Here is a 13,164-nt window from a genome sequence, read left to right on the forward strand (position 1 = left end):
AGACAGGAAAGGAAGAAGCCCCCCAATGTCCCACCACTTCCACCCCACCGTGCTGCGCGAATATGATATCCGCGGGATCATCGGCCAGACCCTCGGCGCCGAGGATGCCCGGGCGATCGGGCGCGCCTTTGGCACGCTGCTGCGCGGTGCGGGGGGCAGCAGCGTGGCGGTGGGCTATGACGGGCGGCTCAGCTCCCCGATGCTTGAGGAAGCGCTGGTGGACGGGCTGGCGAGAAGCGGCTGCGATGTGCTGCGCATCGGCCTTGGCCCCACGCCGATGCTTTATTTTGCCGAGGCCTCAAGCGAGGAGGTGGATGGCGGCATTCAGATAACTGGCAGCCACAATCCCCCCGATTACAATGGCTTCAAGATGGTATTTCGGGGCCGCCCGTTCTTCGGCGCCGATATCCAGAAGCTCGGGCGCGTGGCGGCAGAGGGGGCCTTCGCCAGCGGCAGCGGCACCATCACCACGCGCGATCTCCTCGGCCAATATGTCGAGCGCCTGCTCGAGGGTCTGGCCGGGGTGGAGCAAGCGCGCCTCGCCAGCCTCAAGGTCGGCTGGGATGCCGGCAATGGCGCTGCCGGCCCCGCGCTCGAAGCGCTGGTGGCCCGCCTGCCGGGCGAGCATCATCTGCTTTACACCGAGGTTGACGGCCATTTTCCCAATCACCACCCTGATCCGACGGTCGAGGCCAACCTTGCCGATCTGCGCGCGCTTGTCGCGGCCAAGAAGCTCGATTTCGGAGTGGCTTTTGATGGCGATGGTGACCGGATCGGCGCGATCGACGGCGAGGGCCGGGTGATCTGGGGCGATCAGCTGCTGATGATCTATGCCGAGGATCTGCTCGCGCGCCGCCCGGGCGCGACGGTGATCGCCGATGTCAAGGCCAGCCGGGCGCTGTTCGATCGGGTAGCGGCGCTGGGCGGCCAGCCGCTGATGTGGAAGACCGGCCATTCGCTGATCAAGTCCAAAATGAAGGAAACCGGCGCGCCGCTTGCGGGCGAGATGAGCGGGCACGTGTTCTTTGCCGATGACTATTATGGCTATGACGATGCACTTTATGCCGGGGTGCGGCTGCTGGCGGCGGCGGCGCGGCTGGGCCGCTCAGTCACGGCGCTGCGCGGCGCCATGCCGGTGCTGTGCAACACCCCCGAGCTGCGCTTCCAGGTGGACGAGAGCCGCAAGTTTGCCGCCATGGCCGAGATCGCCGCAAGGCTCACCACCAACCCTGGCCCCGATGTCGAGGCGGTCGATACCACCGATGGGGTGCGGGTGAGCACGCGCGATGGCTGGTGGCTGCTGCGCGCCTCGAACACCCAGGACGTGCTGGTCGCCCGGGCCGAGAGCGACAGCGAGGCGGGGCTTGCGCGGCTGCTGGCGCTGATCGACCAGCAGCTTGCGCTGTCGGGGCTGGAACGCGGGCAAAGCGCGGGGCACTGAACGCGGCACAGCGCGGCAAGGCGCGGCGCGGGGCTTGCGGGCGCCGCGCCAAGGGGCCACACACGCCCGGGTGACCGAGGCCGCGCTGCTCCCGCCCGAAATCGCCGCCTGGTTTGCCCGCCGCGGCTGGCGCGTGCGGCGCCACCAGCTTGCCATGCTGGAAAAGGCCCGCGAAGGGCGCCATGCGCTGCTCATCGCCGATACCGGGGCGGGCAAGACGCTTGCCGGCTTCCTTCCCAGCCTGTGCGCCTTTGCCCCTTCGGCCGGGATGCCGCCGCCCGAGGGCCTCCACACGCTCTATGTCTCGCCCCTGAAGGCGCTGGCGCAGGATGTGAAGCGCAATCTTTTGTCCCCGATAGAGGAGATCGGCCTTCCCATCCGGGTCGAGACCCGCAGCGGCGATACCCCCGCGGCGCGCAAGGCCCGCCAGCGCGCCCGCCCGCCGCACATGCTCCTCACCACGCCCGAAAGCCTCGCCCTGCTGCTCACCTATCCCGAAAGCGCCGGGATGTTTGCCGGCCTCGAGCGCATTGTCATCGACGAGATCCACACGCTTGCCAGCGACAAGCGCGGCGATCTGCTCAGCCTGAGCCTCACCCGGCTCCATGCCCTTGCCCCGCAGGCGCAGCGGGTGGGGCTATCCGCGACGCTGGCAAACCCGCGCGATTTTCAGGAATGGCTTGCCCCCCAGACCGATCCTGAAGGTGCGGTCGCCGCCGCCGACCTGGTGGTGGGCGAGGCCGGCGCTGCGCCGCAGGTCGAGATCCTCCTGCCCGAAGGCGCGCGCGTGCCCTGGGGCGGCCATGCCGGGCGCTGGGCGATCCCGCAGCTCTATGAGCGCATCAAGGCCAACCGCACCACCCTCGTCTTTACCAACACCCGCTTTCTGGCCGAGTTCATCTTCCAGTGCCTGTGGGAGGCGAACGAGGACAACCTGCCGATCGGCATTCACCACGGCTCGCTCTCCACCGAGGCGCGGCGCAAGGTGGAAGAGGCAATGGCGCGCGGGGCCCTGCGCGCGCTGGTGTGCACCTCCAGCCTCGATCTCGGGATCGACTGGGGGGATATTGACCTTGTCGTGCAGATGGGCGCGCCCAAGGGCTCCTCGCGCCTGCTCCAGCGCATCGGCCGCGCGGGCCACCGGCTCGAGGTGCCCAGCCGGGCGCTGCTGGTGCCGGGCAACCGCTTCGAGTTTCTCGAGGCGCTCGCGGCCAAGGAGGCGGTGGAGCAAGGCCAGCGCGATGGCACGCCCCTGCGCCCCGGCAGCCTCGACGTGCTCGCCCAGCACGTGATGGGCTGCGCCTGCGCCGGGCCGTTTGACGAGGAGGCGCTGCGCGCCGAGATCACCACCAGCCTCGCCTATGCCTGGCTCGACCGGCAGACCTTCGCGCGCGTGCTCGATTTCGTTGCCACCGGGGGCTATGCGCTCAAGGCCTATGACCGCTTCCGCCGGATCGTGCGCGATGGCAGCGGCACCTGGCGGCTCGCCCACCCCAGCCAGGCCCAGCGCCACCGGATGAACGCCGGGATCATCGTCGATTCCGAGATGCTCACCGTGCGCTTCCGCAATGGCCGCAGCCTCGGCAAGGTGGAAGAACGTTTCGCCGCCCAGCTTGCCCCGGGCGACACCTTCTTCTTTGCCGGCATGAGCCTTGAGGTCGAGGGGGTGAAGGACATGGAGGTGGTGGTGCGCGCGGCGAAGAAAAGCGCGACGATCCCCTCCTATGCCGGGCTGCGCCTGCCGCTCACCACGCATCTTGCCGCGCGGGTGCAGGCGATGCTTGCGGACCGCGCGGGCTGGGCGCGCCTGCCCGATGAGGTGCGCGAATGGCTGGAGATGCAGGATCACCGCTCGCGCCTGCCCGCCCCGGGCGAGCTGCTGGTCGAAACCTTCCCCCACGCCGGCAAGCACTATGCTGCCTATTACACCTTCGAGGGCTGGAATGCGAACCAGTCGCTGGGGATGCTGATCACCCGGCGGATGGAAAGCCTCGGCCTGATGCCGGGCGGCTTTGTCGCCAATGACTATTGCCTCGCGGTCTGGGGCCTGAGGCAGGTAGGCGATCCCGCCCCGCTGCTCTCGCCCGACATCCTCACCAGCGAATTTGTCCAGTGGGTGACCGAAAGCCACCTTCTGCGCCGCGCCTTTCGCGAGGTGGCGGTGATATCGGGCCTGGTCGAGCGCCAGCATCCGGGCCAGCGCAAGAGCGGGCGGCAGGTGACCTTCTCCACCGACCTCATCTATGACGTGCTGCGGAAATACGAGCCCGATCACCTGCTGATCGAGGCCGCCTGGGCCGATGCCCGCGCGCGGATGACCGATGTCGCCCGGCTTGCCGATCTGCTCGAACGCTCCCGGCGCGCGCTTGTCCACGTCCCGCTCGATCGGGTCTCGCCGCTCGCCGTGCCGGTGATGACCATGATCGGGCGCGAGGCGGTGCCGCAGGGGGCGGTGGATGAGGCACTGCTGCTCGAGGCCGAAGGGTTGATCGCGGAGGCGATGCGGCCCGATGTCTGGGCGGTCGAGGATTGATGTTCGCGCAATGTTTCACGTGAAACATTGCTGAGGAAAGCGACTGCCCGCCCCAAGGAAAAAGGGGCGCTGCCCTGTGGCAACGCCCCTCCTGTGGGTGTGAAACCTCGTCAAAGCCGCCACAAAGCCGTGGCAAAGCCCTGACAGGCAAAAGCGCCTACTTGCCGAAATCGCGATACTTGTCGTTGCCGACAAAGCCGAACTTGGTGACGCCGGAACCCTTGATCATCTGCAGCGTGCGCGCCGCCAGGTCATAGCTCGCCAGCGGCTCGGGCTCGAACTGCAGCTCGGGCTCGGGCACGATCTTGAGCGACTGGATCAGCGTCGCCTGCAGCTCGCCTTCGGTCAGCGGCTGGCCGTTCCACAGGATCTGGTCCTGCGCGGTCAGCACCACCTTGTTCTTGATCGGATCGATCGGCGGCGGATTGGTCGGCGGCGTCGGTGTCGGCAGGTCGATATCGACCGAGTGGGTCGCCACCGGGATGGTGATGATGAACATGATCAGCAGAACGAGCAGCACGTCGATCAGCGGGGTCATGTTCATGTCCATCATCGGCTCGCCGTCGAGCTGGCCTCCAGACATACCCATGTCAGTTACTCCTTGGCTTGCTTGCCGGCTCAGCCCTTGGGGTCGATCGGATTCGAGATGAACCCGACGACCGGGTAGCCGGCCCGCTGGATGTTGTAGATCGCGCCTGCAACGCAGCGCCACGGCGCGTTGACATCGCCGCGGATATGCACCTGCGGGATCTTTTCCGGATCCTTGAGCAGGGCTTCGGCTCCACCGGCGCGCTTGACGATCGCATCAAGCCGCTTGAACGCCATTTCCTGCAGCTCGTCCGAGGTGACGGGCGTGATGTTGTTGAAATAGACCCGGCACTCGCCCTCGCGCGAGGCCCCCTGATATCCCGGCTCCCCGGCGCTGCGCCCGGCCGCATCGGTGCTGCTGACCGTCAGCAGCAGGTTTTCAACCTTGTCCTTCGATTCTTCCGAGCGGAACACCGGGATCTGGAGCTTCTCGATCGTCTGGATCGCCACCGGAACCGCGATCAGGAAGATGATCAGGAGCACGAGCATCACATCCACCAGCGGGGTGGTGTTGATGTCGGACATGGGGACATTGTCCCCGCCTCCCACCGAAATCGCCATCGTTAATTCCTAGCCTGTCAATGATCTTGGCTGTGGGTGCGCTGGCCGACGGGGCGCGCTGCCCCGCCGGCCGGCAGTGGCGATCAGGCCTTGGCGGCAGGCGCCGCGGGCTTGGCCGCGGGCTTGGCCGCAGGCGCCGCCTGGACCGCGGGCTTCACCGCCCCGTTCGAGTTGATATAGGCCAGAAGATCGTTCGAGAAGGTGCTCAGCATCGCGGCGATGCGGCGGTTGCGCGATTGCAGCCAGTTGAAGGCAAGCACCGCGGGCACCGCCACGAGCAGGCCGATCGCGGTCATGATCAGCGCCTCACCCACCGGGCCGGCAACCTTGTCGATCGAGGCCGAACCGGCAATCCCGATGTTGATGAGCGCGCGGTAGATCCCGATCACGGTGCCGAGCAGGCCGACGAAGGGCGCGGTTGCGCCCACGGTGGCGAGGAAGGGCAGGCCGCCATTGAGCACGGCGTTGATCGAATCTTCCGAGCGCTGGAGCGAATTGTGCATGTAATCATGCGCCTCGAGCGAATCGCTCATCTTGCTGTGATCTTCCTGCGCCTTGATCGCATCGTCGGCGAGCTGACGCCAGGCGCTGTTCTTTTCCAGCTTGGCCGCGCCTTCCTTGAGACTGGCGGCGCGCCAGAAGGTGCTTTGCACGGTCTTGTACTGCTTCATGATCTTGTTCTGCTCGAAGAGCTTGGTGAACAGGATGTAGAACGAGCCGACCGACATGATCACCAGCACGGTGAGGATCGACCAGGCGACTGCGCCGCCCTGTTCCATCGCTTGGATGAAGCCGAACTTGTTTTGCGGCGCGGCATCGGCAGCGGCGGCAGCGAGAAGATAGAGGTTCATTGCGAATAGTCCTTCCGAAAGAATGGTCCCGAAAGGCCGGCGGCCGCAGCCGCCGACCATAGCCTGATCAGTTCAACTTGTAGGTAATCCTCGTGGTCCAGCTCGCGCTGATGGGGTTGCCCGCATCATCGAGCGCCGGCTCGAAGCGCGAATAGCGCTCGATGTCCTTGCACGCGGCATTGTCGAGAATGCTGTGCCCGCTCGAACTGGTCACGGTGCAGCCGGTGGCCCGGCCTTCCGGGGTGACGGTGACGCGCAGGCTGACCGTGCCCTCGAGCCCTTCGTTGGCGGCGCGCGGCGGATAGTTCTCGATGATCCGCGCGACCCACTGGCGCTCGTTCTTGGTGCGCACCGGGCGCGCCTTGGATGGCGGCTTGGGCGGCGGCGGGCCGGGATCGGCGATCACCGGACGGCTCGGCTCGCGGATGACCTCGGGCGGAGTCTCGCGCGTGGTCGTCTCGATCGGCGATTCGCGCGGGATGTCGATCAGCGAGGGCGGCGCGTTGGGCGGCGGCGGCGCGGTATCGGGCCGCGGCTCCTCGGGCGGCGGCGGCTCCTCCTCCTCGGGCGGCGGCTCTTCCTCCTTCACATCGACGGTGGTCACCCGTTCGACCACCTGCTTGACGGCGTCAATCGCAAGCCCGGTGACAAGCAGATATCCGACCGCGACGTGGATCAGCACCACCATCGCGATCGAGACCGTCTTGTTACCGGCCTGTTGTTGCTCAGCGTAGGACATCCAGCGCTTTCTCTCCAAAATTTCGCCGACCCAGCAAAGTCAGCACATTGCCTACCCCCCGGCGGTTTCGGCCGGTCGGCAGATCCCGGACATTTCGGTCCTCCCACACCGGGGCCGGGAACACGGGGCCGCGCGCGTGGTGCACAGGCCCGGGCATCCCGATCCGGCCGTTACGCGCTGATCCCAAGAGGCAAGCCCTTAAAGCCCAGAGCGCAACCCGGACAGCGCGCGCGGCTTTAAGTCCCCAGGGCCGAACGCGCAGTCCCAGCGGGCTTTAACGGGCAAGACTTGGCCGATCAAACGCTTTTGCGGTTCAGCCGCGATTAACGCTGCGCGCTATGCTAAGGGCCGCACGCGCGCAGGCCTGTGCCGGCGGGCGGGATTGGATCACCAGACGACCATGGACACGCACCGATGACGCACCAGGATGGGCAGGAATTAACAAGAAGTTTCAAATACCTGAAGATTGGTCTTGGGCTGTCCCTCGGGCTGATGGGGGGTCTGGCGGGGCTGGCCGCGGGGGCGCTGACGGCCCCGGCTGCGGCCCAGACGAACCCCGCCGCGGCGGCGCCGGCAAGCCCCATCGCCGGGCCGACCTATGCCGATCTGGCCAGCCTTGCCGATGCTGCCGACCTCGTAATCCGCGCCAAGATTCGCCGCCAGAGCCTGCTCGAGCCGGCCCGCGCCCCCGGCCTTGCCCCCGGATTCGCGCGGCTCTATGTCGAGGCCGATACGCTGGCGCTGATCGCCGGGCGCGCCAGCGTGGGGGCGCGCCTTGCCTATCTCGTCGATGTCCGGCTCGACCCCAGGGGCAAGGTGCCCAAGCTCAAGAGCCGCGAGTTTCTGGTCTTTGCCGATCCGGTGCCGGGGCGGCCGGGGGCCGTGCAGCTGGTCGCGCCCACGGCGCAGCTGCCGTGGAGCGCCGAGCTGGAGGCGCGGCTGCGCCCGATCCTCACCGAGCTTTATGCCCCCGATGCCCCGCCGCGCATCACCGGGGTGAGCGAGGCGCTGGCGGTGCCCGGCACGCTGAGCGGCGAATCGGAAACGCAGATCTTCCTTGCCACCGACAGCGGCGCGCCGGTCTCGCTCAGCGTGCTGAGGCGCCCGGGCCAGGCGGTGCAATGGGGCGTCTCGTGGGGTGAGATCATCGATTCGGCGGCGCGCCCGCCCGCGCCCGAGACGCTGCGCTGGTATCGCCTCGCCTGCGCCCTGCCGCCGCAATTGCCCTCGAGCGCCAATCTCGCCCGCGATCTGGCCGAGCGGCGGCTGGCGGCGGGCGATTATGCCTTCATCCTGAGCCGGCTCGGGCCGTGCGAGCGGCGGCTCACCGCGCCGGGCTGAGCCGCGCGCGGCTTGACCGCGCCGGCGCGCAGGCTAAGCCGCGCGCGCGCCTGATCGCGCAATGATGGAGAGCCGCTTGACCGCCACCCACAGCCCCGCCGCCCCCGCTTCCGCCCCTGCCGCCGCGCCGGCTGCCAGCCCCGGCCCGCTGCGCATCGCCATTGCCGGGCTGGGCACGGTGGGCGCAGGCGTGATCCGCCTGCTCGACACCAACGCCGCCTTGATCGCCGCGCGCGCCGGGCGCCCGATCGAGGTGGTGGCGGTGAGCGCGCGCGACCGCGGCAAGCCGCGCGGGGTCGATATTTCGCGCTTCGCCTGGGAGGATGACATGATCGCGCTCGCCCGGCGCGATGATGTTGATGTGGTGGTCGAGCTGGTCGGCGGGGCCGATGGCCCGGCGCTGGCCTGCTCGCGCGCGGCGCTGGCCGCGGGCAAGGGCCTGGTGACCGCCAACAAGGCGATGATCGCGCACCACGGGCTCGAGCTCGCCGAGCTTGCCGAAGGGCACGCCGCGCCGCTCAAGTTCGAGGCGGCGGTGGCCGGCGGCATCCCGGTGATCAAGGGGCTGCGCGAGGGCACCAGCGCCAATGCGCTCACCCGCGTCTATGGCATCCTCAACGGCACCTGCAATTACATCCTCTCCACCATGGAGCGCACCGGGGCCGATTTTGCCGAGGTGCTCGCCGAGGCCCAGGCCCATGGCTATGCCGAGGCCGATCCGGCCTTCGACATCGAGGGCGTGGATGCGGCGCACAAGCTCGCCATCCTCGCCGCGATCGGCTTTGGCACGCGGCTCGATTTTGCCAATGTCCAGATCAGCGGGATCACCGCGGTGCGCAGCCACGACATCGCCCAGGCCGCCGCGCTCGGCTTTGTCATCCGCCTGATTGGTGAAGCTGATGTGGAAGAGACGCCGCAAGGGCCGCGCCTGCTCCAGCGGGTGCGCCCCTGTCTCGTCGCCCGCGGCCACCCCCTGAGCGCGGTGGACGGGCCGACGAATGCCGTGGTGGCCGAGGGCAATTTCTCCGGGCGGCTGCTGTTCCAGGGTGCCGGCGCCGGCGACGGGCCGACCGCGAGCGCGGTGGCGGCCGACCTCATCGACATTGCCCGCGACGAGGTGGGGGCGCCCTTCTCGATCCCCGTCGCCCGGCTGGCGGCGCTGCCCCCGGCCGAGCCGGGCCACCGCCTCGCGCGCACCTACCTGCGCTTCATGGTCAAGGACCGGCCCGGGGTGCTGGCGGAGCTGACCGCGGCGATGCGCGACGGGGATGTCTCGATCGAAAGCCTGATCCAGCAGGGCCGCGGCGATGGCGAGGGCGCGGTGATGGTGGCGATGGTCACCCACGAGGGGCCCGAGGCCCACGTCGCGCGCGCGCTGGCGCTGCTCGAAGGCTCGGACAGCCTTACCGCGCCGCCGCTGGTGCTGCCGATCCTGCCGCTCTAGTTGCGCTTCTTGCCCGATCGCGGGGGCACCACGGTCTTGATGCCGGCCGCCTCGCGCCGCGCCTTCTCCTCTTCCTCAGAGAGTTCGCCGTCCTGGCCGAGCGGGGGGAGGCCGCGGGCGATGCGGTCGGCATCCGATCCGGCCGGGGCGGGGGGCAGGGCCTCGACATCGATATAGAGCACCGGGGGCGGCACCCCGCCAAGGCTGATGCCCTTGCCATTGTCGGGAATGCCGAAAAGATCGGGCGCGCGCGGGGCGCCCTTGAGCGCGGTCTCCTCGGCATAGCGGCGCTGGCTTGCGGCGCGATCCCCGGTGAGCGGCGCCTTGCCCTCGCTTCCGGTGGAGCCGCAGACCACGATCTCGCCGCTGATCCGTCCGGCCTCGGCACGATCGACACATTCCCGCTGCTGCGCCGCGCTCGCCTCGGCGCGCGGCACGGTGACCATCAGGTTGATGCGCGGGCGCGGCTCGGCCTCGGGCGCGGGTGGGGGCGCGGGCGGGGGCGCACCATCGTCGGCACTGGCGCCATCGCCGGCACTGGCGCCGCTCGCAGCGGGCGGGGCGGCTGTCGCGAGGCTGTCATCCGCGGCGCGCACAGGCCCGCCCGAAGCGGCAAGGGCGAACACGGCCAGAGCGGCAAAAGCGGGCACACGGGGCTTGGCTCTGCTCGACAAACCGGTCTCCGTCCGCCTATGCGCTCAGGCGATAAGAACAAGGGTCACAGCAACCAGACAGACAGAGGGCTGAATTGCGCATGAACCTGACCAGCGATAACCCCACCACCCCTGCTGGGCAAGCCGTGAGCCAACCGGCCGCCAGCGACGGCGCGATCGCGCGGGTGCTGGTGCTCGAGATGGTGCGCGTCACCGAAGCCGCGGCGATCGCCGCCTCAAAGCTGATCGGGCGGGGGGACGAGAAGGCCGCCGATGCCGCCGCGGTGGCGGCGATGCGCAAGGCCTTCGACAATCTCTATATCGATGGCACCGTGGTGATCGGCGAGGGCGAGCGCGACGAGGCGCCGATGCTGTTCATCGGCGAGAAGGTGGGGATGGGCAAGGGGCCCAGGATCGACATTGCCTTGGATCCGCTCGAAGGCACCACCATCACCGCCAAGGCCGGGCCCAATGCGCTCGCCGTGCTCGCCGCGGCCGAGGAAGGCTGCCTGCTCAACGCCCCCGATGTCTATATGGACAAGATCGCGGTCGGCCCGGGCTATCCCGATGGCATCATCGATCTCGCCCGGTCGCCGACCGAGAACGTCAAGGCCGTGGCCGCGGCCAAGGGGGTGGACCCGTCGCAGATCAATGTCTGCGTGCTCGATCGCCCGCGCCATGCCGAGCTGATTGCCGAGCTGCGCGCGCTCGGCTGCGGGGTGGTGCTGATCGGCGATGGCGATGTCGCCGGGGTGATCGCGGTGACCGACGAGGAGACCACCATCGATCTTTACATGGGCCAGGGCGGCGCGCCCGAAGGGGTGCTCGCCGCCGCGGCGCTGCGCTGCGTGGGCGGGCAGTTCAACGGCCGGCTGGTGTTCCGCAACGAGGACGAGAAGGCCCGGGCAAGGAAGTGGGGCATTACCGATTTCAACCGCATCTACCGGCTCGAGGATCTCGCCCGGGGCGATTGCATCTTTGCCGCCACCGGGGTGACCTCGGGCTCGCTGCTCGATGGGGTCAAGCGCCGCCGCAAGCCCACCGGCGAGACGATCCTCACCACCGAAAGCGTGGTGATGCGCGCCTCCTCGGGCACGGTGCGCTGGATCAGGGGCGAGCACCGCATCGGATAGCCCTGCGCTAGGACGGCGTCCCGCGCGCGGCTGGCTCTAGGCGGGCGGGCAGGCAGGCGCCTAGAGGCCGAACAGGCGCCGCACCGCCGGGTGCGGCATCAGCGTGCCGGGGGGATAGTGCCGCAAGTGCAGCGCGCGCATCGCGGCGAGGTGCTGCGCCCCCAGCACCGCGGCGAAATCCTCCACCAGCGCGCTCTTGCCCCAGTGCGGGCGCACCCCGGGAAAGGCGCTGCTCACCGCGCGTTGCAGCCGCTCGAGCCAGGCATAGTCGCGCACATCGGCAAACAGGTCGATCGCCGCGGCCGGGCCGCCGAAATTGCCGGCAAAGGGTAGGTCGCTCGCATCGGCACATTCGCGCACCGAGATCAGGCTCTTGAGCACGAAGCCGAGCGGGCGCAGCCGCCGCGCCTCCTCCATGATGAAGCGCACCACCGCCTCGGTCGCATCGAGCGGCACGAAGAAGGCGAGGTTGTAGGCGGTGAAGGTGGTCGAGAAGAAGCCGGTGAGAAGATCGGGGGCGCGCTGCGATTTGAGCAGCGGTTCGGGATCGTAGAGGTAATCGAGATCGTCGGGCGCGGTGATGAGGCGCCGGTGGCTGCGCGGATCGATCCGATCGGCGGCGCGTTGCAGCCAATAGCGCGCCGCTGGCACCATCCGGTCGAAGGCCCACAGGCGGCGCAAGAGGGCCTCGATCAGCCCCTTGAGCGTGAGCAGCGGCGCGCGCGCCTGGCGCGGCCCCTTGCCCGCGCGCACCGGGCGCAGGGTGTGGAGCATGATCAGCGGATCGGCCGGATCGCTGTAGGGCACGATCGCCGCGGTCACCGCGATCGCGCCGCGCGCGAGCGCGGCCTTCTTTGACAGGCGCGTGACCCAGGCATCGGACTGGAAGCTCTCGAGCGGCGCGGTGCGCAGGGTGACGCTGAAGATCGGGCCGATCATCCCGAAGGAGAGCGCGGCATAGGGAAAATCGGGGTCGCCGCGGTTGAGCGTGACCTTCTGCCCCCGGCCATCGAGGAAGGTGAGCGAGGTGACCGCCTGGGCCATCACCGCCTGTTCCCCATAGCCATGGGTGCCGCCCATCAGCGCGCCGATCACCGTCTGCGCCATGTAATTGCCGCTGTTGAGCATCCGCCGCCCGTGCGCGCGCAGCAGCTCCTTGAGTTCGCGCACGCTCACCGAGGGGCCGCAGGTGGCGGTCTTGCTCACCGGGTCGTAATGCGCGTCCTTGAATGCCGCCTTGCCCAGGTGAAGCGCGGTGATGCCGGGGATCACCTGGATGCCGTTGTAGCTGTGCGACTGGCCGATGCAGCTGTAGGGCCGGCCCTCGAGCGCGCCGATCAGCGCGGCCTCGCTCGGCGGGCTGGTGACATGGGCAAGGCCGGTAAAGACCCCCATCCATGATCTGACCTCGCTCTGCCCATCGGCGCTGGCCTTCGCCCCGCCTTTCATCAGCCCCCCAAACCGCCCCATGGCCCCCGTTACGACCCGCCTGCCTGCGCCCGCGCATGTTCGAGCACCGGCGGCGCCAAGGCAAGGAAAATCCCCGGCAATCGCGCCCGGTCTTACCCGCCTGGCCTTGCCCGGCGGCGCAGGGCGGCGCGCGGAGCGGCGCAGGGCATGGTTGCGGATGGTGGCGGGAAGCACACCATGCCAGATCGGCGGATCGGCCCTGGCATTGGCATGGGCACAGGTTGCCACACGCCCGCGGCGGTGATCGTGCCGAACGGCGCATTGAGATCAACCTCGCGCGGCGCGATCACCCCATGGCCGAAGACGACAGGGGAGATGCCGGCCGCCAGTTCCTGCGCGTTGATGCGCCAGCCCGGCAAGGCTGGCGCACCCCTTTGCGACCATACGCCATTTTGCCCCAGCGCCGGCAC

General features: G+C 68.9%; 12 protein-coding genes. 5 read left to right on the forward strand and 7 right to left on the reverse strand.

Annotation, left to right across the window (positions count from 1 at the left end; genetic code table 11):
* Positions 1-25 precede the first annotated feature (25 nt).
* Both pgmG and G524_RS0103550 read left to right on the forward strand, forming a co-directional pair.
* Positions 26-1,441: a phosphoglucomutase/phosphomannomutase PgmG gene (gene pgmG, locus G524_RS0103545; protein ID WP_027442477.1), complete on the forward strand. Its 1,416-nt coding sequence runs from the start codon at positions 26-28 to the stop codon at positions 1,439-1,441.
* A 70-nt stretch (positions 1,442-1,511) separates the two neighbouring features.
* Positions 1,512-3,974 (forward strand): ligase-associated DNA damage response DEXH box helicase, encoded by a 2,463-nt coding sequence (locus G524_RS0103550; RefSeq protein ID WP_027442478.1) that lies wholly within the window; start codon positions 1,512-1,514, stop codon positions 3,972-3,974.
* 157 nt (positions 3,975-4,131) lie between these two features.
* On the opposite strand, the gene G524_RS0103555 is transcribed toward G524_RS0103550, so the two are convergent.
* The 4 genes from G524_RS0103555 to G524_RS0103570 all read right to left on the reverse strand — a co-directional run bounded on the left by G524_RS0103555 (position 4,132) and on the right by G524_RS0103570 (position 6,713).
* Complete coding sequence (locus G524_RS0103555; protein WP_027442479.1) at positions 4,132-4,563, reverse strand: ExbD/TolR family protein; 432 nt, start codon at positions 4,561-4,563, stop codon at positions 4,132-4,134.
* Positions 4,564-4,592: 29 nt separating this feature from the next.
* Positions 4,593-5,123, reverse strand: a complete 531-nt coding sequence (locus G524_RS0103560) for an ExbD/TolR family protein (protein WP_027442480.1) — start codon at positions 5,121-5,123, stop codon at positions 4,593-4,595.
* Positions 5,124-5,206: 83 nt separating this feature from the next.
* The gene (locus G524_RS0103565; protein ID WP_027442481.1) at positions 5,207-5,974 is read right to left on the reverse strand and encodes a MotA/TolQ/ExbB proton channel family protein; all 768 of its coding nucleotides are present in this window, start codon (positions 5,972-5,974) and stop codon (positions 5,207-5,209) included.
* Between the two features lie 67 nt (positions 5,975-6,041).
* Entirely contained in the window at positions 6,042-6,713 is a 672-nt protein-coding gene (locus G524_RS0103570; RefSeq protein WP_027442482.1) for an energy transducer TonB, read from the reverse strand.
* 414 nt (positions 6,714-7,127) lie between these two features.
* Here G524_RS0103570 and G524_RS0103575 point away from each other — a divergent pair, with 414 nt between their 5' ends.
* Positions 7,128-8,054, forward strand: coding sequence for a hypothetical protein (locus G524_RS0103575; RefSeq protein ID WP_245561277.1), 927 nt, complete (start codon positions 7,128-7,130; stop codon positions 8,052-8,054).
* Between the two features lie 148 nt (positions 8,055-8,202).
* Positions 8,203-9,498, forward strand: a complete 1,296-nt coding sequence (locus tag G524_RS0103580) for a homoserine dehydrogenase (protein ID WP_027442484.1) — start codon at positions 8,203-8,205, stop codon at positions 9,496-9,498.
* Here G524_RS0103580 and G524_RS16240 read toward each other — a convergent pair.
* Entirely contained in the window at positions 9,495-10,172 is a 678-nt protein-coding gene (locus G524_RS16240; protein ID WP_156893998.1) for a hypothetical protein, read from the reverse strand. The genes G524_RS0103580 and G524_RS16240 overlap by 4 nt on opposite strands.
* Before the next feature lie 80 nt (positions 10,173-10,252).
* On the opposite strand from G524_RS16240, the gene glpX reads away from it, so the two are divergent.
* A complete protein-coding gene (glpX, locus tag G524_RS0103590) occupies positions 10,253-11,284 on the forward strand; it encodes a class II fructose-bisphosphatase (protein ID WP_084625033.1) in 1,032 nt (343 codons plus the stop codon).
* A gap of 60 nt (positions 11,285-11,344) precedes the next feature.
* Here glpX and G524_RS0103595 read toward each other — a convergent pair whose 3' ends face one another.
* Together G524_RS0103595 and G524_RS0103600 are read right to left on the reverse strand one after the other, a co-directional pair.
* Complete coding sequence (locus G524_RS0103595; protein WP_169447826.1) at positions 11,345-12,733, reverse strand: FAD-binding protein; 1,389 nt, start codon at positions 12,731-12,733, stop codon at positions 11,345-11,347.
* Between the two features lie 113 nt (positions 12,734-12,846).
* Positions 12,847-13,113, reverse strand: coding sequence for a hypothetical protein (locus G524_RS0103600; RefSeq protein ID WP_027442487.1), 267 nt, complete (start codon positions 13,111-13,113; stop codon positions 12,847-12,849).
* Between the last annotated feature and the right edge of the window lie 51 nt (positions 13,114-13,164).

It is taken from the genome of Erythrobacter cryptus DSM 12079 (assembly GCF_000422985.1).
Classification (GTDB): domain Bacteria; phylum Pseudomonadota; class Alphaproteobacteria; order Sphingomonadales; family Sphingomonadaceae; genus Erythrobacter; species Erythrobacter cryptus.